At 53.9% G+C, this 21,856-nt stretch carries 20 protein-coding genes; 7 read left to right on the top strand and 13 right to left on the bottom strand.

Annotated features, from left to right (window positions below; all coding sequences use genetic code 11):
* Positions 1 to 57: 57 nt before the first annotated feature.
* Positions 58 to 633, bottom strand: coding sequence for a GDP-mannose pyrophosphatase NudK (gene nudK, locus WHR59_RS06610; protein ID WP_003838513.1), 576 nt, complete (start codon positions 631 to 633; stop codon positions 58 to 60).
* Positions 634 to 789: 156 nt separating this feature from the next.
* On the bottom strand, positions 790 to 2,769 hold the full coding sequence (gene aegA, locus WHR59_RS06605; RefSeq protein WP_047409593.1) for a formate-dependent uric acid utilization protein AegA: 1,980 nt from the start codon (positions 2,767 to 2,769) through the stop codon (positions 790 to 792).
* A 260-nt stretch (positions 2,770 to 3,029) separates the two neighbouring features.
* On the opposite strand from aegA, the gene narQ reads away from it, so the two are divergent.
* Both narQ and acrD read left to right on the top strand, forming a co-directional pair.
* Positions 3,030 to 4,727: a nitrate/nitrite two-component system sensor histidine kinase NarQ gene (gene narQ / locus WHR59_RS06600; RefSeq protein ID WP_172863238.1), complete on the top strand. Its 1,698-nt coding sequence runs from the start codon at positions 3,030 to 3,032 to the stop codon at positions 4,725 to 4,727.
* A gap of 184 nt (positions 4,728 to 4,911) precedes the next feature.
* A complete protein-coding gene (gene acrD / locus WHR59_RS06595; RefSeq protein WP_172863239.1) occupies positions 4,912 to 8,025 on the top strand; it encodes a multidrug efflux RND transporter permease AcrD in 3,114 nt (1,037 codons plus the stop codon).
* A gap of 75 nt (positions 8,026 to 8,100) precedes the next feature.
* Here acrD and ypfM read toward each other — a convergent pair whose 3' ends face one another.
* Positions 8,101 to 8,160 (bottom strand): protein YpfM, encoded by a 60-nt coding sequence (gene ypfM, locus WHR59_RS06590; protein WP_001386977.1) that lies wholly within the window; start codon positions 8,158 to 8,160, stop codon positions 8,101 to 8,103.
* Between the two features lie 387 nt (positions 8,161 to 8,547).
* Here ypfM and WHR59_RS06585 point away from each other — a divergent pair, with 387 nt between their 5' ends.
* From WHR59_RS06585 to WHR59_RS06575, 3 genes are read left to right on the top strand one after another with little or no spacing between them, the layout of a single operon-like run.
* Positions 8,548 to 8,904: an ArsC family reductase gene (locus WHR59_RS06585; RefSeq protein ID WP_043017161.1), complete on the top strand. Its 357-nt coding sequence runs from the start codon at positions 8,548 to 8,550 to the stop codon at positions 8,902 to 8,904.
* Positions 8,905 to 8,907: 3 nt separating this feature from the next.
* Positions 8,908 to 10,035, top strand: coding sequence for a succinyl-diaminopimelate desuccinylase (dapE, locus tag WHR59_RS06580; protein WP_003037976.1), 1,128 nt, complete (start codon positions 8,908 to 8,910; stop codon positions 10,033 to 10,035).
* 27 nt (positions 10,036 to 10,062) lie between these two features.
* Positions 10,063 to 10,263 carry a YpfN family protein gene (locus WHR59_RS06575; protein WP_003835080.1) on the top strand — a complete coding sequence of 67 codons (201 nt, stop codon included), beginning with the start codon at positions 10,063 to 10,065 and terminating at the stop codon, positions 10,261 to 10,263.
* A gap of 48 nt (positions 10,264 to 10,311) precedes the next feature.
* On the opposite strand, the gene ypfH is transcribed toward WHR59_RS06575, so the two are convergent.
* The 6 genes from ypfH to dapA all read right to left on the bottom strand — a co-directional run bounded on the left by ypfH (position 10,312) and on the right by dapA (position 16,865).
* Positions 10,312 to 11,010 (bottom strand): esterase, encoded by a 699-nt coding sequence (gene ypfH / locus WHR59_RS06570; protein WP_080626252.1) that lies wholly within the window; start codon positions 11,008 to 11,010, stop codon positions 10,312 to 10,314.
* Positions 11,011 to 11,083: 73 nt separating this feature from the next.
* The gene (locus tag WHR59_RS06565; protein WP_172863240.1) at positions 11,084 to 13,099 is read right to left on the bottom strand and encodes a GNAT family N-acetyltransferase; all 2,016 of its coding nucleotides are present in this window, start codon (positions 13,097 to 13,099) and stop codon (positions 11,084 to 11,086) included.
* A gap of 15 nt (positions 13,100 to 13,114) precedes the next feature.
* Positions 13,115 to 13,981, bottom strand: a complete 867-nt coding sequence (locus tag WHR59_RS06560; RefSeq protein ID WP_005121887.1) for a KPN_02809 family neutral zinc metallopeptidase — start codon at positions 13,979 to 13,981, stop codon at positions 13,115 to 13,117.
* A gap of 129 nt (positions 13,982 to 14,110) precedes the next feature.
* Positions 14,111 to 14,824 carry a phosphoribosylaminoimidazolesuccinocarboxamide synthase gene (purC, locus tag WHR59_RS06555; protein WP_003835086.1) on the bottom strand — a complete coding sequence of 238 codons (714 nt, stop codon included), beginning with the start codon at positions 14,822 to 14,824 and terminating at the stop codon, positions 14,111 to 14,113.
* 111 nt (positions 14,825 to 14,935) lie between these two features.
* On the bottom strand, positions 14,936 to 15,970 hold the full coding sequence (gene bamC / locus WHR59_RS06550; RefSeq protein ID WP_043017164.1) for an outer membrane protein assembly factor BamC: 1,035 nt from the start codon (positions 15,968 to 15,970) through the stop codon (positions 14,936 to 14,938).
* A gap of 16 nt (positions 15,971 to 15,986) precedes the next feature.
* Positions 15,987 to 16,865, bottom strand: a complete 879-nt coding sequence (gene dapA / locus WHR59_RS06545) for a 4-hydroxy-tetrahydrodipicolinate synthase (RefSeq protein ID WP_006683510.1) — start codon at positions 16,863 to 16,865, stop codon at positions 15,987 to 15,989.
* Between the two features lie 145 nt (positions 16,866 to 17,010).
* Between dapA and WHR59_RS06540 the strand changes: the two genes are divergently transcribed.
* Both WHR59_RS06540 and bcp read left to right on the top strand, forming a co-directional pair.
* The gene (locus WHR59_RS06540) at positions 17,011 to 17,583 is read left to right on the top strand and encodes a glycine cleavage system transcriptional repressor (protein WP_043017165.1); all 573 of its coding nucleotides are present in this window, start codon (positions 17,011 to 17,013) and stop codon (positions 17,581 to 17,583) included.
* A complete protein-coding gene (gene bcp, locus WHR59_RS06535; RefSeq protein WP_003835095.1) occupies positions 17,583 to 18,053 on the top strand; it encodes a thioredoxin-dependent thiol peroxidase in 471 nt (156 codons plus the stop codon). Before WHR59_RS06540 ends, bcp begins: the two co-directional genes overlap by 1 nt.
* A 115-nt stretch (positions 18,054 to 18,168) precedes the next feature.
* Here bcp and iadA read toward each other — a convergent pair whose 3' ends face one another.
* The 4 genes from iadA to WHR59_RS06515 all read right to left on the bottom strand — a co-directional run bounded on the left by iadA (position 18,169) and on the right by WHR59_RS06515 (position 21,697).
* Positions 18,169 to 19,332 carry a beta-aspartyl-peptidase gene (gene iadA, locus WHR59_RS06530; RefSeq protein ID WP_172863241.1) on the bottom strand — a complete coding sequence of 388 codons (1,164 nt, stop codon included), beginning with the start codon at positions 19,330 to 19,332 and terminating at the stop codon, positions 18,169 to 18,171.
* 11 nt (positions 19,333 to 19,343) lie between these two features.
* Positions 19,344 to 19,805 carry a YjiG family protein gene (locus WHR59_RS06525; RefSeq protein WP_003037948.1) on the bottom strand — a complete coding sequence of 154 codons (462 nt, stop codon included), beginning with the start codon at positions 19,803 to 19,805 and terminating at the stop codon, positions 19,344 to 19,346.
* Position 19,806: 1 nt separating this feature from the next.
* Positions 19,807 to 20,466: a nucleoside recognition domain-containing protein gene (locus tag WHR59_RS06520; RefSeq protein WP_338843742.1), complete on the bottom strand. Its 660-nt coding sequence runs from the start codon at positions 20,464 to 20,466 to the stop codon at positions 19,807 to 19,809.
* A gap of 166 nt (positions 20,467 to 20,632) precedes the next feature.
* On the bottom strand, positions 20,633 to 21,697 hold the full coding sequence (locus WHR59_RS06515) for an AI-2E family transporter (protein ID WP_006683504.1): 1,065 nt from the start codon (positions 21,695 to 21,697) through the stop codon (positions 20,633 to 20,635).
* Positions 21,698 to 21,856 lie beyond the last annotated feature (159 nt).

Below are 21,856 nucleotides of genomic sequence, written 5' to 3'. Positions count from 1 at the left end.
CTCAATAAGAATCGTCGGATTGGCCGAAAATTTGTAAAGAAATATAAATCCCACGCATTAATCCATGAGATGCGACGACTGCAAATAGTTCAGTAAAAGCACCGTTTTACCGTCACGGATCTCACCCGTTTTAATCATTTCCAGCGCCTGTGTGAATGGCAGCTCCAGAACCTCAATATCTTCATCTTCCACACCGCCGCCGGCGTTTGCTCGCTGGCTGTCACTGTATTGCGCGATGAAAAAGTGGATTATCTCCGTCACGCCGCCCGGCGACATATATAACTCAAACAGCTTACGTACTTCACCCACTTCAAAGCCGGTCTCTTCAATAGCTTCTTTGCGAATGCACGCTTCCGGTTCGTCGTTATCCAGCAGCCCGGCGCAGGTTTCAATCAGTTGACCATCTTCGTTACCGTTGACCCAGGTGGCGACACGAAACTGGCGGATTAACACCACTGTTTTCTTCTCCGGGTTATACAGCAGGATAGTAGCGCCGTTACCGCGATCGTAAACCTCGCGCTTATGACGAATCACCTCCCCAGTGCTACGGGTCAGGTCATAGGTGATATTGCGCAGGATGAAGTAGTTATCGGAGAGGACTTTATCTTTGATGAGGGTAATTTTTTGCGACATACCGGCTCCACAGCAAGAAGTGAGAAATAATACTACGCCGTGAAACCGGGTTTGTCTTGGAACAATGTAGGCCTGATAAGCAAAGCGCCATCAGGCATGCATGCGGCACATTGCCGGATGGCAACGCTAACGCGTTTTATCCGGCCTACTCGCCGATTAATGAGATTTGACTGATTTTACGCCCAGCCAGTCGACTATCCCCTGGGCAGCATGCCGTCCTTCCGCCATGGCCGTCACCACCAGGTCCGCACCGCGTACCGCGTCGCCACCGGCAAAGATTTTCGGATTACTGGTTTGATATCGGTATGCGCTTTCAACATCGGCAGCAATGCGCCCCCAGTTATCGACCTTAACGCCATGCGACTCCAGCCACGGCATGCCGTGCGGGTGAAAGCCAAACGCCATGATCACCGCATCTGCGGGCATGACAAACTCACTCCCGGCGATGGGAACCGGACGTCGGCGGCCCTGCGCATCCGGCTCGCCAAGCTGTGTACGTAAAAAACGCACGCCGCTGACTCGCCCATCGGCATGCAACACCAGCTCAACCGGCTGGACGTTAAACTCGAAGTTTGCTCCTTCTTCCCGAGCGTTCTTCACCTCTTTTTTCGAACCGGGCATATTGGCTTCATCACGACGATAGGCGCAGGTCACCTGGCTTGCGCCATGGCGCAGTGCGGTACGCACGCAGTCCATTGCCGTATCGCCTCCGCCCAGTACAACCACGTTTAGTCCGGCGGTGTCGATATACGGCTCGTCAGGCAGCTCTTCCAGCCCCATCACCTGCTTAGTGTTGGCGATCAGGAACGGCAGCGCATCATATACGCCAGGCGCGTCTTCATTCGGCAGATCCGCCTTCATGGAACGATAGGTTCCTACGCCCACGAACACGGCATCGTAATCCTCCAGCAGCGTTTCAAGCGCGACATCCTTACCTACTTCACAGTTCAGTTCGAAATGAATACCCATGGCGCTGAAGATTTCACGGCGGCGCGCCAGCAGCGATTTGTCCAGCTTGAAGGCCGGAATGCCGAACGTCAGCAAACCGCCGATTTCAGGATGGCGATCGTACACGGTGGCGCTGATACCGCTGCGCGCCAGCACATCGGCGCAGGCCAGACCCGCCGGGCCTGCGCCGATGATAGCAACCCGCTTGTCCACTTTCTGCACGTGGCTTAAGTCCGGTCGCCATCCTTTGCTCAGGGCACGATCGGAGATGTAACGCTCAATATTACCGATAGTCACCGCGCCCTGTTCGCTACGTACCGTGCATGCTCCTTCGCAAAGCCGGTCCTGTGGACACACGCGCCCGGTCACTTCCGGCAGGCAGTTAGTCTGGTGAGAAAGCTCAACCGCCGCATCGATGTTCCCGGCTTTGACCAGTTCAATCCACTGAGGAATATGGTTATGCAGTGGGCAGGTCCATTCGCAAATACTGTGGTCGCCGCATTTCAGGCAGCGGGATGCTTCCCGTTCCGCCTGCGCCGTACGAAACGGCAAATAGATCTCTTCAAAGCTGGTTTTACGGGCCTCAATCGCCAGCTTATCCGGCTCGCCCCGCGCAGGCGTCGCCTGCATTTGCTCACGTTTGGTGATGACATGTGGAACAAAATCGGTAGCGCTGGCATGCCATGGCTGGCTTTCCAGACTGGCGGTACGCAGCCTGCGCGCTTTTGACAGGCCGGTAAGCGAATTTTCCGTCACCAGCTGTAACGCCTGCGCCGGACAGTTCTCGACGCAGGCAGGCCCCTGTTCGCGTCCCTGACACAAATCACATTTGTGCGCGGTGGCTTTCACCTTCCCTTTGGCTACGGGAGTGAGTACGATCTGCATCGTGCCGAAAGGACAGGCTACAACGCATGATTTACAGCCAATGCACTTTTGCGGATTCACCTGCACGCTGTCGTTATCATGGCTGATTGCCCCGTTCGGGCAACTTCTGGCGCAGGGCGCATCTTCACAGTGGTGGCAGGTCACTGCGCTACGCTGCTGCTGATGTTTAATGACGGTAATTCGGGGCTGGAAATGCCTCTGGCTCAGGACATGCTGCTCGTCGTTGTGAGCCATGACGCAGGCGACCTCACAGGCATGGCATCCCAGGCACTGCTGGCTATTGACCATAATAAAACGATTCATGGCTTCCTTCTTTTTTGGTTGCAAAAACCTTATTCTTTATAAGAGTGTTATTAACCGACACGGAAGGAAGCGGCAATGTTCATTTGCCCAGGAAGCACAACTATTTATCCAGAACCTGTGGCAGATCAATTTATTTCATCGCATATGAAATTGTGTTTCAGTTACCATCCAGTTTCATGGCGTTTTATTAACATTTATCAAATACACCGCATCGTTCAGGCTGTTTTAAGGCGCGACGTGTATTGTGTGAGGATGCACAAGTGACGGTAAAGCGTCCGGTCTCGGCCAGTCTGGCTAAAGCTTTTTTTTACATCGTGCTGTTGTCGATTCTCTCAACGGGTATTGCGTTGCTCACGCTGACCAGCAGCTTGCGCGATGCCGAAGCCATCAACGTTGCTGGCTCATTGCGCATGCAAAGTTATCGTCTGGGTTACGATCTACAAAGCCAAAGCGCACAGCTCAACGCTCATCGCCAGCTTTTTCAGCAGGCGCTAAACTCACCGTCGCTTCAGAACCTGAACGCGTGGTATGTGCCACAAGCGGTAAAAATCCGCTATGGACGTCTGCATGCTAACTGGCTGGAAATGAACGCCCGTCTGATTGATGGCGATTTAAAATGGTACCAGACCAATATCAATAGCTATGTCGATCAAATCGATCTCTTTGTGCTGGCGCTGCAGCATTATGCCGAACGCAAAGTGATGCTGGTTTTTGGAATTTCACTGGCGGGTGGGATCGGCATATTCACTCTCGTCTTCTTTACCTTGCGGCGAATTCGCCAGCAGGTGGTGCGTCCGCTGAATAAGCTGGTGATGGCCAGCCAGCACATCGAACACGGGCAGTTTGACATCCCGCCGCTGGATACCGGTTTGCCCAACGAACTTGGGTTGCTGGGTAAAACCTTCAGCCAGATGTCGAGTGAATTACACAAACTGTACCGCTCGCTGGAAGCTTCGGTCGCTGAGAAAACCCACGATCTCCATGAAGCCAACCGCCGTCTGGAGGTGTTGTATCAGTGTTCCCAGGCATTAAATACCAGTCAGATTGACGTACACTGTTTCCGCCATATTTTACAGATTGTCCGCGAGCATGACGCCGCGTATTTCCTGGAACTCACCGTCGGCGATAACTGGCGGATTAGCGAAGGGACTAAAAGTCCTGAGTTACCAATGCAGATCCTGCCAGTCACCATGCAGGAAACCGTTTACGGGGAACTGCACTGGCAAAGTCCCAACGTCAACGCTTCCACTCCGCTGCTCAACAGCGTCTCCTCAATGCTGGGACGCGGGTTGTACTTCAACCAGGCGCAAAAACATTTCCAGCAGTTGTTGTTAATGGAGGAGCGGGCGACGATTGCACGCGAGCTGCACGACTCGCTGGCGCAGGTGCTCTCTTATTTACGTATTCAGCTCACGCTATTGAAGCGCTCGATCCCGGAAGATAACGCCCCGGCGCAAAGCATTATGGCGGATTTCTCCCAGGCGCTGAATGATGCCTACCGCCAGTTGCGCGAACTGCTCACCACCTTCCGCCTGACTTTACAGCAGGCCGATCTTCCCTCAGCCCTGCATGAAATGCTGGAAACGCTGCAAAATCAGACCTCGGCTAAACTGACACTGGATTGCCGATTGCCGACGCTGGCGCTGGACGCGCAAATGCAGGTGCATCTGCTGCAGATCGTCCGTGAAGCGGTGTTGAACGCGATTAAGCATGCCAACGCAACCGAAATTGCCGTCAGTTGCGTAACAGCACCCGATGGTAATCATACGGTTTATATCCGCGATAACGGCATCGGCATTGGCGAGCCGCATGAGCCTACGGGGCACTATGGGTTAAATATTATGCGCGAGCGGGCGGAAAGGCTGAGCGGCACGCTGACCTTCTCTCAACCCTCCGGAGGGGGTACGCTGGTGAGTATCAGTTTTCGTTCGGCAGAATCCGACGGTGAACTAACGTAAAGAACCGCAAAGTGCCGTCGGGGCTGGATCCAGGCCTGACGGCGTTGGCACAAAAGGTATGCTGTAAACGGGCATGATAATTTACATTATCTTCTTTTTTTCTCCACGTTTGACCCGTACCTTGCCGCTAAAGTGAAGCAAGTCATACCCATAACGATACGCAGAAACACGAGGTCCCCTTTTAATGGCGAATTTTTTCATTGATCGCCCCATTTTTGCCTGGGTGTTAGCTATCCTGTTGTGCCTGACAGGAGCCCTGGCTATTTTTTCGCTGCCCGTTGAGCAATATCCCGATCTGGCGCCGCCAAACGTGCGGATAACCGCGAACTACCCTGGCGCATCCGCACAAACGCTGGAAAACACCGTCACCCAGGTTATCGAGCAGAACATGACCGGTCTCGATAACCTGATGTATATGTCGTCGCAGAGCAGTGGGACAGGCCAGGCATCGGTTACGCTGAGCTTCGTCGCCGGAACCGATCCTGACGAGGCCGTCCAGCAGGTGCAAAACCAGCTACAGTCGGCAATGCGTAAGCTTCCGCAGGCGGTACAGGATCAGGGAGTCACGGTGCGTAAGACCGGGGACACCAATATTCTGACCATCGCCTTCGTCTCCACCGATGGCTCAATGGATAAGCAGGACATCGCTGACTACGTCGCCAGTAATATCCAGGATCCGCTCAGCCGTATAAACGGCGTGGGCGATATTGATGCTTACGGTTCACAATATTCCATGCGAATCTGGCTCGACCCGGCCAAACTCAACAGCTTTCAAATGACCGCCAAAGATGTGACCGACGCTATCGAGTCACAGAATGCGCAGATTGCCGTCGGACAGCTTGGCGGTACACCTTCGGTGGACAAGCAGGCGCTAAATGCAACAATCAACGCCCAGTCTTTGCTGCAGACTCCGGATGAATTCCGCGCGATTACGCTACGCGTCAACCAGGATGGCTCAGAAGTTAAACTGGGCGATGTGGCGACGGTCGAAATGGGCGCGGAAAAGTATGACTACCTCAGCCGCTTCAACGGCAACCCGGCTTCCGGTCTGGGGGTAAAACTGGCCTCCGGCGCTAATGAAATGGCAACGGCGGAGCTGGTTATCGACCGCCTGAACGAGCTTTCGCAATATTTTCCGCACGGGCTGGAGTACAAGGTAGCGTATGAAACCACCTCCTTTGTCAAAGCCTCAATTATCGACGTGGTGAAAACGCTGCTGGAAGCGATCGCGCTGGTATTCCTCGTGATGTACCTGTTCCTGCAAAACTTCCGCGCCACGCTGATTCCTACCATCGCCGTTCCCGTGGTCCTGATGGGCACCTTCTCGGTGCTCTACGCCTTTGGCTACAGCGTTAACACCCTGACGATGTTTGCGATGGTGCTGGCGATCGGTCTGCTGGTCGATGACGCCATTGTGGTGGTGGAAAACGTCGAGCGTATAATGAGCGCGGAAGGCCTTTCGCCACGGGAAGCGACGCGGAAATCGATGGGTCAAATCCAGGGCGCGCTGGTCGGTATCGCGATGGTACTGTCGGCGGTGTTTATCCCTATGGCCTTCTTCGGCGGCACCACCGGGGCTATTTACCGCCAGTTCTCGATAACCATCGTCTCTGCGATGGTGCTGTCTGTTCTGGTGGCGATGATCCTCACTCCTGCCCTGTGCGCCACCCTGCTCAAACCGCTGCATAAGGGCGAACATCACGGGCAAACCGGTTTCTTTGGCTGGTTTAACCGCATGTTTAATCGCAACGCCGAACGCTACGAAAAAGGCGTCGCCAGGATCCTGCACCGCAGCCTGCGCTGGATACTGATCTACGGCCTGTTGCTCGGCGGTATGGTTTTCCTGTTCCTGCGCCTGCCAACCTCCTTCCTGCCCCTGGAAGACCGCGGCATGTTTACAACCTCGGTGCAGTTGCCCAGCGGCTCCACGCAGCAACAAACGTTGAAAGTGGTTGAGGAGGTGGAGAAGTATTACTTCACCCATGAGAAAGACAACATTACGTCAGTCTTTTCCACGGTCGGCTCCGGCCCTGGCGGGAACGGTCAAAACGTGGCGCGTATGTTTGTCCGCTTAAAAGACTGGGATGAGCGCGACACCACGACCGGAACCTCTTTCGCCATCATTGAACGTGCGACCAAAGCCTTTAACAAGATTAAAGAAGCCCGCGTCTTCGCCAGCAGCCCTCCAGCTATCAGCGGCCTCGGAAGCTCTGCCGGTTTCGATATGGAGCTGCAGGATCACGCTGGTGCGGGCCATGATGCGTTAATGGCCGCGCGAGACAAGCTTATCGAACTGGCCGGGAAAGACGCCTCCCTGACCCGCGTTCGTCATAATGGTCTGGACGACAGCCCGCAGTTGCAAATTGATATCGATCAGCGCAAAGCCCAGGCACTGGGCGTTTCCATTGACGATATCAACGACACATTGCAAACGGCCTGGGGCTCCAGCTACGTCAATGACTTTATGGACCGGGGGCGCGTGAAGAAGGTTTACGTGCAGGCGGCGGCAAAATATCGCATGCTTCCGGACGACATCAACCTGTGGTATGTCCGCAACAATAGCGGCGGCATGGTGCCTTTCTCGGCCTTTGCCACGTCGCGCTGGGAAACGGGTTCACCGCGTCTGGAACGCTATAACGGCTACTCTGCCGTCGAGATTGTCGGCGAAGCCGCGCCGGGCGTCAGTACCGGTACGGCAATGGACATAATGGAATCGCTGGTGCGCCAGTTGCCGACCGGATTCGGCCTCGAATGGACTGCGATGTCCTATCAGGAACGGCTGTCGGGTTCTCAGGCTCCCGCCCTGTACGCCATTTCTCTGCTGGTGGTATTCCTGTGCCTGGCGGCTCTGTACGAAAGCTGGTCGGTTCCCTTCTCCGTCATGCTGGTGGTGCCGCTGGGGGTCATTGGCGCGCTGCTGGCCACCTGGATGCGCGGCCTGGAAAACGACGTGTACTTCCAGGTCGGGTTACTCACCGTTATCGGCCTTTCGGCGAAGAACGCGATATTGATTGTTGAATTCGCCAATGAAATGAACGAGAAAGGACACGACTTGCTCGACGCCACCCTGCATGCCTGTCGCCAACGCTTACGACCAATTCTGATGACGTCGCTGGCGTTTATCTTTGGGGTGCTGCCGATGACCATCAGCAGTGGCGCAGGTTCCGGTGGTCAACATGCGGTGGGGACGGGCGTAATGGGCGGGATGATTTCAGCCACTATCCTGGCGATTTACTTCGTTCCTCTGTTCTTTGTGCTGGTGCGCAGACGCTTCCCGTTGAAGCCACGCCCAGAATAATCGGACACAAAAAAGGCGACTTACGTTGAGTCGCCTTTTTTTATCCTTTGCAGGATATGAATTTCTTCCAGAAAATTATTTACGAAGCATCACTTCGATAAAGTCTTTCCAGTTCCCCAGTTCACGTTCAATCATAACAACCTCTCTTATTATTATGGGCATTCTACGAAATCATCATCTTTAAAAGAAGGCAATTTAACCGATGGTTGTGATTACTTCCTCCAGTGCTGGGGTATATGTAATCACTATGCGCTAAACCCATAAATTTTATGTGACTTACTGCAATATTTTGAAATATTCATACATCATCTACTACTTTGTCAATTCTGATGGAAAAACAGGCTGATGCAAACAGGCAAAATCTGATTTTCAGTTTCCCGCGAGTTTTGGAACTTTCAGGAATCATTATTCACCATTCAACAACAATGTTATATTTTTCTATAACGATTCGATGACAATATGTATTATTCATAGTTATAGAATACGAGAATAAATATTCAATTTATGTCAATAAGGATTCAAATGATTACCCTCTACGGCATTAAGAATTGCGACACGATTAAAAAGGCCAGACGCTGGCTCGAAGACAATGGGGTCGAATACCGCTTTCATGATTATCGCGTCGACGGCCTGGACAATGCGCTATTGCACTCTTTTATTAGCGAATTAGGCTGGGAGCCATTGCTCAATACGCGTGGAACCACCTGGCGTAAACTGGATGAAGCCACACGCAGTCAAATCACAGATGCCTCCTCTGCCGCCGCGTTGATGATTGAAATGCCAGCAATTATCAAACGCCCATTGCTCTGCGCGCCGGGTAAGCCTATGCTGCTTGGTTTCAGTGAATCCAGTTATACTCTGTTTTTTAATGAGGTGTAGTCTATGTCGTGCCCGGTTATTGAGCTGACACAGCAGCTTATTCGCCGTCCTTCCCTGAGCCCGGATGATGCCGGGTGCCAGGCGTTAATGATTGAACGCCTGCGCGCGGTAGGTTTTACCGTTGAGCGTATGGATTTTGGTGACACACAGAATTTTTGGGCATGGCGCGGTAAAGGTGAGACTCTGGCATTTGCCGGTCACACTGACGTAGTGCCTGCCGGCGATGTTGATCGTTGGATTAACCCCCCGTTCGAACCGACCATTCGCGATGGCATGTTGTTCGGGCGTGGCGCAGCGGATATGAAAGGTTCGCTGGCGGCGATGGTCGTGGCCGCAGAGCGTTTTGTTGCCCAGCATCCAAACCATCAGGGTCGTCTGGCGTTTTTGATAACGTCCGACGAGGAAGCCAGCGCTAAAAACGGCACCGTGAAGGTAGTTGAAGCGCTGATGGCGCGTAATGAACGACTGGATTATTGTCTGGTTGGCGAGCCGTCCAGTACGGAGATCGTTGGCGACGTGGTGAAAAATGGACGTCGTGGTTCACTGACCTGCAACCTGACCATTCACGGTGTGCAGGGCCACGTAGCCTATCCGCATCTGGCCGATAACCCGGTACACCGCGCGGCGCCAATGCTCAACGAACTGGTGGCGATTGAGTGGGATCAGGGTAACGAATTCTTCCCAGCGACCAGCATGCAGATTGCCAATATTCAGGCAGGTACCGGCAGCAACAACGTTATCCCGGGCGAACTGTTTATCCAGTTCAACTTCCGCTTCAGCACTGAGCTGACCGATGAGATGATTAAAGCACGAGTTCACGCGCTGTTGGAGAAACATCAGCTCCGTTATACCGTCGACTGGTGGCTTTCCGGTCAGCCTTTCCTGACAGAACGCGGTAAACTGGTTGATGCGGTGGTGAACGCCATTGAGCACTATAATGAGATTAAACCGCAGTTACTGACTACAGGCGGGACGTCCGACGGGCGTTTTATTGCTCGCATGGGGGCGCAGGTAGTAGAACTTGGGCCGGTCAACGCCACTATTCATAAAATTAATGAATGTGTTAATGCCGCCGACCTGCAGCTGCTTGCCCGAATGTATCAACGTATCATGGAACAACTCGTCGCCTGATGAGTGTTCCTGTAAGAGGAAATGAGCATGGATTGGCTGGCAAAGTACTGGTGGATTCTGGTTTTGGTGTTTTTGGTAGGCGTACTGCTGAACGTGATTAAAGATCTCAAGCGCGTCGACCACAAGAAATTTCTTGCGAATAAGCCGGAACTTCCCCCGCATCGTGACTTTAACGATAAATGGGATGACGACGACGATTGGCCGAATAAGGATCAACCGAAGAAATAAGCCAACGTGAGCCGGATGGTGGTTTCGCATCACCATCCGGACTACGGGTTAAATCATCTCAATCACATCATCATCGTGAGGCTTACCACCGCTCAGCGCTTCATCAAAGTAGTGCTTCGGTACGGTAAAACGCAGATGATCGAGCGCAAACTGCATGCTGCGTTCATCAATGGCGTGCCCCAGATTTTCAACGATATCCAGCGTCACATCCCCACCGGCGCGAATTAACGCCTCCTGCGCGGCAACGGCGTGAGATAACTCAATCACCCGGTCTTCACCGCCGTGAATCAAGTGCACCGTAGTCGCAGTGGTTGCCGTCTCCGGTAAAGTGGCATAGCGACCATTGAAGGCAATGACCCGCGACGCCAGCCCCGGCTCGGCTTTGATGCTCTCAAGCGACATAATAGAACCCTGAGAAAAACCAATCAGCGCGGTAGCCTGCGGTGAAACGCCGCTTTGCTTCTGCCAGTAACGCACTGTTTCGATAAACACCGGCATAATCGCGTCAATACGCGCCTGACGGTTCTCTTCCGTTACGCCCTGCACCGAAAACCACTGACGTCCAGAAGTTGTACTGTAAGGCTCTGCCCCGCCAATGCTAACGATTAGCGCATCCGGAAACAGCGGCGCAAACCAGGAGCCAATTTCCCCCATGGCAACCGGGTTATCGCCGACGCCATGAAACAGCAACAATAGCTGTTGAGCGGGTTTATCGGGACTTTGAACAACAAAATGGTCATGTTTCATGGCGATCTCCTTAACTGATGAGAATCATTCTACGCCGCTTAACCGCAATGACCATGCCAGGAAATTGAAGAAGTTAGTGAAAAAATTGCCATTGCATAATGCGATTATGTAGCCGCTGTTCACGTTCAGCGTCCAGCTGTTTTAAGGCCTGCGCAGCCTCAGCGCGCTGAACCGCCAGCAGCGCTTTGCGACCTGAGATCTTCAGCCGTTGGCATAATTCGGCGTCGCTGTGTTTAGCCTGTAAACGCCCGCGAAGCGCCGGAAGAGGCAGTTCGCTGTGCTCAAGCAGACGACTCAGACAGCCCAGCGATGTCAGCAATGGTCGATGCGCGAAGGCAAACCCAGCCAGCTCAGCCCAGTCATCCTCATTAAGCGTAGCCTCTTTCAGCGGGGTCAGCGGAATGTGCTCTCCATTCCACTGCGCAAGGATTTCCGCATCCCTGCGCAGGCGCTGGTGTTCCCGCCGGGCAAGGCGTTTACCCGCTTCGCTGATGGGAAGTATCGCCATAGCGGTGTAACAGCCGCTGCTGGCTTCCCGATGATTGCCCATCCGTACCAACACAAAACCGCAGCGTTGCCAGAAACGCCATAGTTCAGCCGTATAACCAAAGCTGACGGACAGATAATCACACTGCATGGAATAACGCAGGGCCTGCATAATCAACTGCTGTCCGATACCTTCTCGCTGGCGCGAGGGATGAACCGCAATTCGGCTAACCCGTCGCCCGACAAGCGTCGCCGCCAACGGGTCACCGCCATGCGCCGCCAGTGACTGTGCAACCAGATTGCCTCTTGGTCGGCGATATCCGGCCCAGACGGCCTGGCTTAATTCTGCGGATAATCCCCCCTCATCGACCAGCCAGACGGCTCCCGCCACCGAGTCAGCAGCCGAAGCCTGAAGGAAATGCTGCCCCGGCGCATCCATCATCCGCCGCAGGTCCAGTGGCGAGGTGCGATAATGCGCCCCGGAAAGCAGTTGATATACCGCTAACGGCAGCGCCGGGTTTGTATGCCAGGCGCGTTGCTCAAACGCCGAGAAGTGCAAATCCCCCAATGGGGTATGCGTGAACGTTTCATCATCAAACACCAGCGCATCGCTGACGATTTGCTCCAGCGGACATCCCTGCGCCCAGCGTATGGGTTGATGCAACTCATAGCGTCGAAGAGTGGGGAAGCGGGCGCAGAATTTCAGCAAGAAGCCTCTGCCAGTCCCCTCGTAGCCCTGAACGGTGGTGGTTAACAGTTTACGAGGAAAACGCGCCACCAGTTGGTGCAGCAGCGGCGCGGGGATCGCGGCGGCTTCATCTACAATCAGCCAGTCTGCGGTTGCAGAACTGCTTAACAGCGCATCCGGGGCCATGAAGCGGTAACGCTCTGCGGCAAATTGCGCCAGCACATCGGTTGCCGCTTTGGCAGGCGCGGTAACAATCGCTGTCCCGTTGATACGTGCTATCAGTTGCCCCGCCAGCGCGGATTTGCCCCGGCCACGTGCGGCAGTGACCGCAACCACGCCGGGAGGCATCTCCAGCAACTGCGCTAAAATCAGCGCCTGTTCAGGCTGAGGTTCACCGGTTGCCGCGTGCCAGTCTGCACAAACAGGAAAACCAGGGATGGATGCAGGCAGATGCTGCTGCCAGTGCAAAGCCTGTCCATCACGGGAAATCACCCGTTTGACGTGTTCAACAAAATGCGGCGTTGGAATCGGGTGTGGGCAGTCGCTCCAGCGCAGTGAATCCGCGTCCGGATAGGTCTGCCAGCTATGCCAGGGTGGAGTCAGCAAAACCAGCCAGCTTCCGGCAATCAGCGTTCCGCTTAAGGCGGCAAATGCCGCAGCGTCAAATCCCTGCCCTGCGTCAAAAACCGCATGACGGAACTCGCGCCCGAGTAACGTTTGCAGCGCCTGCGGCGTGCAGTTCGGCTCAGCAGGGGCTTGCGCCCCTACCCATAGCCAGTCGCCGGGTAAGATGTTGCGTAGCGCTAATGCCTGCTCCCGACACCAGTTCCCTTCGCCGCTGATAATCAGCAGACGACGGATCCCTTCGCGGCTCATCTGTTCGGTTAACGCGCTCAGCGCCGTGATATCAGACATCCCTGCCTCTGTATCTTAAATGCCTTTACCAAAAGTATTACATTGTCCCGGATCGCCGCTGTCAAAACCGCGTTTGAACCAGGTAAAACGCTGCTCGGAAGTACCATGAGTAAAGCTGTCCGGCACAACGCGTCCTTGTCCCTGCTGCTGCAGGCGATCGTCGCCAATGGCCTGAGCGGCGTTCAGCGCTTCTTCCAGGTCACCGGACTCCAGCACGCCCTGCTGCTGCATACTGTGGCCCCAGACGCCGGCAAAGCAGTCCGCCTGCAGTTCCATACGCACGGAAAGACGATTTACCTCAGCCTGTGAGGCATTCTGCTGCATCTGGCGAACTTTCGGTTCAATACCCAGCAGTTTCTGCACATGGTGACCCACTTCATGGGCGATAACATAACCCTGAGCAAAATCACCATCGGCGCCCAGTTTGTTTTTCATGTCATCATAGAATGAGAGGTCGATATATACCGTGCCATCTGCCGGGCAATAAAATGGTCCCATCACGGACTGGCCCGCGCCGCAGCCGGTTCGCGTTGCTCCGCGATACATCACCAGCTTCGGTTGTTGGTAGGTCCGGCCCATTTTTTCAAACTGCTGTCCCCAGGTATCTTCCGTGGTGGCCAAAATTACCGAGGTAAATTTCGCTGCTTCATCATCATTTGGGCTGATGGAGTGTGATGATTGCTGTTGGGAAACAGGCTGACCGGTCATTAATCCGGTGAGATCCACGCCATAATAACCTGCGACAAGCACCACGATTAGCAGGATGATGCCGCCTTTACCACTGGGCAAACGAAAACCAGGGCCGCCCATAGAGGGGCCACCGCCGGAGCTGTTTCGTCTGTCTTCCACATTGTCACTTTCACGACGCCCTTGCCAGCGCATAATCACCTCAACTTTTTATTCATTATGATGATGATCGTAGGCGGTTCGGAACAGGATTACCATAAGAAACAGTAATCAAAATCAGCGGGATTGATGAGCCGGAGAGCGATCGCCGGCTCAGAGGGAGGATTAGTCTAACTTCACACCCAGACGATGCGCGACGGCTTCATAGGCTTCGATCAACCCGCCCAGGCTCTGGCGGAAGCGATCTTTGTCCATTTTATCCAGCGTTTCTTTGTCCCACAGACGACTGCCGTCCGGTGAGAACTCATCGCCCAGGACCACTTCACCTTTATACAAACCGAACTCAAGTTTGAAGTCGACCAGAATCAGACCCGCATCATCAAACATCTTTTTCAGCACGTCGTTGGCTTTGTAGGTCAGCTCTTTCATACGCGCCAGATTCTCTTTGCTCACCCAACCAAAAGTTTCGCAATAGGAATCGTTAATCATTGGATCGTGCATAGCATCGTTTTTCAGGAACAGATCAAACAGCGGCGGATTCAGTTCAATACCTTCCTCAACGCCTAAACGCTTAACCAGTGAGCCTGCCGCGCGGTTACGTACCACACATTCAACCGGTACCATCTCCAGTTTTTTCACCAGACATTCAGTATCGGAAAGCAGTCGCTCCATCTGGGTAGGAATGCCCGCTTCTTGCAGTTTAGTCATAATGAAATGGTTGAACTTGTTGTTCACCATGCCTTTACGGTCAAACTGTTCAATGCGCGCGCCATCCCCTGCTGACGTATCATTGCGGAATTCGAGCACCAACAGGTCCGGGTTTTCCGTGCTGTATACGGTCTTCGCTTTACCACGATACAACTCAGCTTGCTTTTGCATCTTTATTACTCCTGGGTGTGAATTAACGATAAATATTGCGTTTTTCTGCCGACGCACACGTTTGCGTATCATATCAGAAAAAAAGGGCTGGAGTTATCCAGCCCTTTATTTTTACTTACTGAACGCGGCCTGGAAGACGGCGACCAGCGCGTCGTTCTGGCTTTGCGTCAGGGTATGCCCCTTCGGATCGATAAACTGCAAACTACTGCGGTTGTCTAAATCACCGACCTGCAGTTTGTAGTCGCCGGATACCAGACCCGGATCGCTTGCGCCCAACTCCTGCCAGTTGCTATCGGACAGTGGTTTGTAGGTGACGGCGATGCTGCCCTGAGAGCGGGTGCTGTCGGTCACTTTCATCCCCACTTTCTCAAGCGCTGCCGGCAGACGCTGCCATACCACGTTGAACGGTCCACGTACCACCAGCATCGGTAAACCGGTGTCATCGGCGGCGCTCTGAACATCCATGGTGGCTGCCGAGCGGTTTTGCGCGGCATTCGCGGCGTCGGTGGCGTTCTTATCCAGACCAGCAGAGATAACGTTCATCATCTCAGCGCTGTAACGCTGCATTGATGCCGCATCGGCTACGGGTTTACCCGCCTGCTCGAGGTTAATCAGTTTCACCGTTACCGCTTGCTGATAGCCCTGCGGTTTAACCGAGATTTGATAACGTCCACGGTACTGCTCGTCTTCATCCAGACGGTTCCAGTTAACCCAATCGGTGGTCAAAGTCTGACTGGCATCATCACGTTTGGTGATCGTGTAGTTTTTAGACTGAATGACGCTAACGACCTGTGGCCACAACGTGTTTCCACGACCATTTTCCACCAGCAACGTCGACGTATCACCCGCGATCTGAGTGCGAGCGCCGGTGACAAGTGCTAACGGCTGAGCCGGTGGGCGAATGTCCAGCGCTTTACCCACGGCACCGCTGCCGTTGGTTACCGGGATGTTATAGTCACCCGACATAACCGGCAGAATCATTCCGGCTGGAGCGTGAAGCTCAGCAAGCGGTGCGGCCTCCAGATAGGATTCATCACCGCTCACCTGGCGCTTATAACGCGAGTCAGAACTACAGGCCGCGAGCAACATAACAAGCGAAACACCCGCAACCTTGGCCAGGCGCGACTTTTGTACTGAGTAAGCCATCAAATCTCCCTAAACTTTACAGCAAACCGGCATGCTTAAGCGCCGCTTTGACGATTTCACGAGCATTGTCCGTGATTGGCGTCATCGGCAGACGTAGCGTATCGGTCGCCACAAGTCCCAACTCCTTACACGCCCATTTCACTGGGATAGGATTGGGTTCGACAAATAGTTTGTTGTGTAACGGCATCAGACGCTGGTTAATCACCCGCGCCTCGGCAAAGTGCCCGGCTGCCGCCAGTTTGCACATTTCAGCCATGTCACGCGCCGCAACGTTAGACGTTACGGAAATCACGCCATGACCACCGAGCTGCATAAAATCCAGTCCGGTTGCGTCATCACCGCTGAGCAGAATGAAGTCGTCTGAAACCAGCTCTTTGATCTGGTGAACGCGACTTAAGTTCCCCGTGGCCTCTTTAATAGCGATAATATTTTTTACTTTCGCCAGGCGACCAACGGTTTCCGGCAGCATATCGCAGCCGGTACGGGACGGCACATTATACAGAATTTGCGGCAGGTCAGTATGCTCAGCGATGGCTTTGAAATGCTGGAACAAACCTTCCTGGGTTGGGCGGTTGTAGTAAGGCGTCACCGTCAGGCAGCCGACAACACCACTGTCGTTGAAACGCTGCGTCAGACTAATGGCTTCCGCGGTCGCATTGGCGCCGGTTCCGGCTATCACCGGAATACGCCCGTCGGCCAACTCCAGGGTCATCATCACCACATCGCCATGCTCATCATGACTCAGGGTGGCAGACTCACCGGTGGTGCCAACCGAAACGATCGCCGAGGTGCCGCTGGCGACATGATAATCAATCAGTTTTTTCAGGCTCGACCGGCAGACTTTACCTTTCTCATCCATCGGCGTAACAAGCGCGACAATACTTCCCGTGAACATGGGCCATCCTCTGTGCAAACAAGTGTCTCAATGGTACGTTTGGTACGACAATAAAAGCAAGCGACCAGAGCCGTTCTGATTGTTGTATGCATGTTTTTTTTATGCTTTCCTTATGATTACCTCACCGCTCAAAGGAAGAACAGGTTTGACATCGTCATCGCAACACTATCTGGTCATTACTGCGCTGGGTGCTGACCGCCCAGGAATTGTGAACACCATCACGCGTCATGTCAGCAGTTGCGGCTGTAATATCGAAGACAGCCGGTTGGCCATGCTGGGTGACGAGTTCACGTTTATCATGTTGCTGTCGGGCACCTGGAATGCCATCACCCTGATTGAATCAACCTTACCATTGAAAGGTGCAGAGCTGGATTTACTGATCGTGATGAAGCGCACGACCGCGCGCCCCCGTCCGGCGATGCCCGCGACGGTATGGGTTCAAGTCGATGTCCCTGATTCTCCACATTTGATTGAACGCTTTACCGCCCTGTTTGACAGCCACCAAATGAATATTGCGGAACTGGTGTCACGCACGCAACCGGCTGAGAACGGAAAGGCGGCACAGCTGTTTATTCAAATCACCGCACATAGTCCTGCGTCACATGATGCGGCAAATATTGAAGATGCGTTTAAAGCACTCTGTACAGAACTCAATGCGCAAGGCAGTATTAACGTCGTCAATTACTCACAGCATGATGAACAGGATGGAGTTAAGTAATGAACCCACTGAAAGCCGGTGATATCGCACCGAAATTTAGCTTGCCGGATCAAGACGGAGAACAAGTAAATTTAACCGACTTCCAGGGACAGCGTGTTCTGGTTTATTTTTACCCAAAAGCCATGACACCCGGCTGTACCGTTCAGGCCTGCGGCCTGCGCGATAACATGGATGAGTTAAAAAAAGCAGGTGTTGAAGTGCTGGGAATCAGCACCGATAAACCAGAGAAGCTTTCCCGATTCGCGGAAAAAGAAGTCCTTAACTTCACGCTCTTGTCCGACGAAGATCATCAGGTTTGCGAGCAGTTCGGCGTCTGGGGTGAGAAATCGTTTATGGGCAAAACCTACGATGGCATCCACCGCATCAGCTTCCTGATTGATGCTGAAGGGAAAATTGAGCATGTGTTTGATGACTTCAAAACCAGTAACCACCACGATGTGGTAATGAACTGGCTGAAAGAGAACGCTTGATTTACGTTTTGCCGGATAAAGCCTGATGGCGACGCTACGCGTCTTATCAGGCCTGTTTCCGCGCAACCCGCAGGCCGGATAAGGCATTTACGCCGCTATCCGGCATCAACCTCGTTTATTCAAACGTCCCTTTTACGCAGGCTTTTTTCTCCCTGACCACGGCTTTTCCCTTCGCCCACAGGTGATGAACCTCCAGCGCGTCGTTGAGCACCAGAATGTCTGCATCACATCCCACCGCCAGACGCCCCTTATGCTCCAGTCCCAAAAACTCTGCGACCGTGCGCGTCAGCGGACACAGCGCCTGCTCCAGCGGTATGGCATGAATCTTCACCAACTGGCGCACCGTTTCTGCCAGCGATTCAAACCCTGCGACACCGATGCCGGTGAGGTTACCGTACTCATCAAATTCCGGCTGGCTGCCGTTGCCGTCTGAGCTCAGCGTAATACGCGACAGCGGCACGTTCTGGCTAAGCGCCGTGGCGATTGCCGTGGCCGGGTCGACGGGCTCATCAATACTGCTGGTAATGTCGATATAACCGCCTTTGCGGGCATACTCCAACGCCGCCTGGAACAACGGTTGTGCACGATTAACGTGGGTCGGCAGCAGTTTGGTAATCGGCACATCGCAACAGTCGAGGATCTGGTACAACGGCTCCAGCATGCGCGGGCTGTCGCCCATATGGAAGACGCTGATTCCCGGTTTTCGTCCTAACAATCCACCCACGCGAGCTTGCGCCGCCATGTTTGCCAGCGCCGAAGAGTCCGGAGCGGAAGAACGGTGGTCCGAAACCGCGCATTTCACGCCAATAATTTTATCGATCAGCGCCACGTCGCGATCGATGCTGCCGGTAATAGTCGGGGAAGGTAGAGAATACGCCCCGGTCAGCATCCACGCGCTAATGCCTTCAAATTCCAGCGCGCGGGTTTTCGCCAGCAGCGATTCCGGGTGACGGGTAATACCATCAGTACCCAGTAATCCCACCACCGAGGTGACGCCAGCTTCAACCAGCCGCGACAAGCGCACTTCCGGCGTGCGGGTGTGCGGCCCCGCTTCTCCACCGCCGCCAATCAGATGGACGTGTTGATCGATAAACCCCGGACACACAATCGCGCCGTCAAGATTGATGCACGTGCAGCCGGGAAAATCTTCAGGGGAAATCAACGGCGCGATGGCAACAATTTTGCTGCCGGACACCAGTATGTCCTGGCGCCCTAAATCTTCCGGCGCGTACACGTGTCCCTGCTGGAACAACGTCAAATTAAGAATGGAACAGTTCATAACCTTCCTTGTCAGGCAATAACCTGCATAACCCAAATAGAGAGCAGCGCATTAATTACGCATACCGCAATAATCAGCGGGTAGTAACGGGGATGAACCCCCGCGGTCCCCAGACAGCGTCCCACATTTTGCACCGGATTGCCCATCAGGTAGATAGCCGGTAACAATACCGTGGCATCATGTCCCGAAAGCGTACCGGCGACAACCAGGCTGGCGCAAACGCCGACGCCGCCTCCCATACTCATCACCGCCGCCAGCAGCACGGTGGCAGATTCCCCCGGCAAGCCCCACAGCGCCATAACCGGCTCACATACCCGCCCGACAATCTCGAGCAGCCCCGTCACCTTCAGCGCCTGAATAATTACAAACGCCATCACCACGTTAGGCAACAGGCTGGTCGTTGCAATAGTAAATCCGCGCCGTGCGCCATCGATAAACATATCCATGACGTTTTTACGTACCTGCGTTGTCATCTCACGCCTCCTGCTGCATACGGCGATTTTCCAGCTGCGCAATCCACAAACGCAGCAGGTTCGCACCCACAAATTTGAAGACAAGGATCACCGCAAGCGGCGTAATTACCGGAACGGTAACCACCGTAAACAGCGCAGCGCCAGAGGAAAAATAGTTGGTAATACACGCGCTGCCGCTGGTTTGCCAGCAGGCAAAAATGGCACGTTCCTGTTCAGTGATAATGCCCTCTTCCGCCATTTCTTTGGTCATCCCGGCTGCGGCATCGGTATTTTGCAAATTCGCAATCAACGCCAGCGAACAAACCCCTGGAATACCGAGTAACGGGCGCAAGACAGGCGTCATCAGCTGTTGCGCCGCACGTAAACCTCCCAGCCCTTCAGTGACGGAAATTATCCCGAGCGAAAGAATGACGGAAGGCGCCAGCTCAAGCGCGAATAAGAAGCCATCTTTGGCGCCCATACCGCCCGCGCCGCGAAAAGAGATCGCCGTGTCGCCCGCCGCATTAATCTGCCCAAATGCGCCGTTGAGGACGGTGAAGTCAAAGACCCGCCACCATTCGGTACTTTTCGCAAACATGCCGGAAAAAAGAATAATCGTAATAAAAAAAGCGAGATAACCGCCCCATCCCACCTTTTGCTGCGTGTGTGTGTTGTGACCCATTTTGTTCTCCAGTTGGCCTTATTCCTTGTGTGACTAAAAGACATCACGCAGGTCAAGTTAAAGACAAATGCGGAGAAAAACGACAGCCGAGGAGAATATTCAGAAAGTGTGGATAGAGGTCCGACAAGTTCAGCTCCGGCGACATTGCATCGCCAGAGCATGCGGATTAGGGTTCATCAACGGCCTGACCATCCGGCCAGGCATGCATTACCGCTTTGATTAACGTTGCCAGAGGAATCGCAAAGAATACGCCCCAGAATCCCCACAGGCCGCCGAAGATCACCACCGACAGAATAATCACCAGCGGATGCAGATTTACCGCCTCGGAGAACAGCACCGGCACCAACAGATTACCGTCCAACGCCTGGATAATCAGGTACACGGCAAAACAGCTCCAGAACTCGGTGCCAAGGCCAAACTGGAACAGCGCCACACCGACTACCGGAATCGTCACGACAAAAGCGCCGATATACGGGATCAGCACAGAGAACCCTACCAGCACCGCCAGTAGCAGCGAATAGTTGAGACCAAACAGTAGAAAGCCTAGCCAGGTCGCCACGCCGACCACCACCATTTCCAGCACCTTTCCGCGGATATAGTTGGTGATTTGCTGATTCATCTCTTTCCATACCTGCCCCGCCAGCCCGCGATTACGCGGCAGCACCCGGCGCACGGCGTTCAGCATCTGTCCTTTATCTTTGATCAGAAAGAACACCATCAATGGGACGAGAACCAGGTAAACCGCCAGCGTCAGCAAACCGACCAGTGAGGCCAGCGAATATTTCACCACCGAATCACCCATGGTGAGCATTCGCGAGCGCATATTCTCCGCCATCGCATCAATAATGCCCGCATCCATCAGCGCCGGATAACGTCGTGGCAAGGTGGCGGCAAAATCAGACAATTTATTGAGCATGCCGGGCATATCGCGGATCAGGTAGATCCCCTGCTGCCATGCAACGGGCATCACCACAAACGCCATCAGCAGCAAAATACCGACAAACACCACCAGCACGATCGATGTTGCCCAACGCCGTGAACAACCTATATGTTCCAGCCGTACGGTCGGCCATTCAAGCAGGTAAGCCAGCACAATGGCGACCAACAGCGGCGCCAGAAGACCGCTAAAGAAGAACAGGATGCCAAAACCAGCAACCAGAATAATCAGCAAGGCGATGGCTTCGGGGTCGCTAAAGCGGCGGCGATACCATTGCATCAACATTTCGAGCATAAAACCCTTCCATGAACCCAATAGCGGGATTGCGATCCCGAATTGTATCGAAATGTCACAAAAAAGACTTCGCTTTTTATGGCTGATTACGCAAAGTGAAAAGACATTTTTCCTGGGTGTTCATCGTCAGGTTTCGCAGTTACACTCCCTAAGCTTGCG

The sequence above is a fragment of the Citrobacter europaeus genome (assembly GCF_037482245.1).
Classification (GTDB): domain Bacteria; phylum Pseudomonadota; class Gammaproteobacteria; order Enterobacterales; family Enterobacteriaceae; genus Citrobacter; species Citrobacter europaeus.
This window is presented reverse-complemented; position numbering and strand designations above follow the sequence as displayed.

What these genes read in the sequence shown, in the direction of transcription:
- aegA (WP_047409593.1), bottom strand. Translation starts at nt 2,769, where the DNA reads ATGAATCGTTTTATTATGGTCAATAGCCAGCAGTGCCTGGGATGCCAT.
- WHR59_RS06565 (WP_172863240.1), bottom strand. Translation starts at nt 13,099, where the DNA reads ATGTCTGATATCACGGCGCTGAGCGCGTTAACCGAACAGATGAGCCGC.
- WHR59_RS06585 (WP_043017161.1), top strand. Translation starts at nt 8,548, where the DNA reads ATGATTACCCTCTACGGCATTAAGAATTGCGACACGATTAAAAAGGCC.
- WHR59_RS06575 (WP_003835080.1), top strand. Translation starts at nt 10,063, where the DNA reads ATGGATTGGCTGGCAAAGTACTGGTGGATTCTGGTTTTGGTGTTTTTG.
- dapE (WP_003037976.1), top strand. Translation starts at nt 8,908, where the DNA reads ATGTCGTGCCCGGTTATTGAGCTGACACAGCAGCTTATTCGCCGTCCT.
- WHR59_RS06515 (WP_006683504.1), bottom strand. Translation starts at nt 21,697, where the DNA reads ATGCTCGAAATGTTGATGCAATGGTATCGCCGCCGCTTTAGCGACCCC.
- nudK (WP_003838513.1), bottom strand. Translation starts at nt 633, where the DNA reads ATGTCGCAAAAAATTACCCTCATCAAAGATAAAGTCCTCTCCGATAAC.
- WHR59_RS06520 (WP_338843742.1), bottom strand. Translation starts at nt 20,466, where the DNA reads ATGGGTCACAACACACACACGCAGCAAAAGGTGGGATGGGGCGGTTAT.
- bamC (WP_043017164.1), bottom strand. Translation starts at nt 15,970, where the DNA reads ATGGCTTACTCAGTACAAAAGTCGCGCCTGGCCAAGGTTGCGGGTGTT.
- acrD (WP_172863239.1), top strand. Translation starts at nt 4,912, where the DNA reads ATGGCGAATTTTTTCATTGATCGCCCCATTTTTGCCTGGGTGTTAGCT.
- WHR59_RS06560 (WP_005121887.1), bottom strand. Translation starts at nt 13,981, where the DNA reads ATGCGCTGGCAAGGGCGTCGTGAAAGTGACAATGTGGAAGACAGACGA.
- ypfH (WP_080626252.1), bottom strand. Translation starts at nt 11,010, where the DNA reads ATGAAACATGACCATTTTGTTGTTCAAAGTCCCGATAAACCCGCTCAA.
- bcp (WP_003835095.1), top strand. Translation starts at nt 17,583, where the DNA reads ATGAACCCACTGAAAGCCGGTGATATCGCACCGAAATTTAGCTTGCCG.
- WHR59_RS06525 (WP_003037948.1), bottom strand. Translation starts at nt 19,805, where the DNA reads ATGACAACGCAGGTACGTAAAAACGTCATGGATATGTTTATCGATGGC.
- iadA (WP_172863241.1), bottom strand. Translation starts at nt 19,332, where the DNA reads ATGAACTGTTCCATTCTTAATTTGACGTTGTTCCAGCAGGGACACGTG.
- dapA (WP_006683510.1), bottom strand. Translation starts at nt 16,865, where the DNA reads ATGTTCACGGGAAGTATTGTCGCGCTTGTTACGCCGATGGATGAGAAA.
- purC (WP_003835086.1), bottom strand. Translation starts at nt 14,824, where the DNA reads ATGCAAAAGCAAGCTGAGTTGTATCGTGGTAAAGCGAAGACCGTATAC.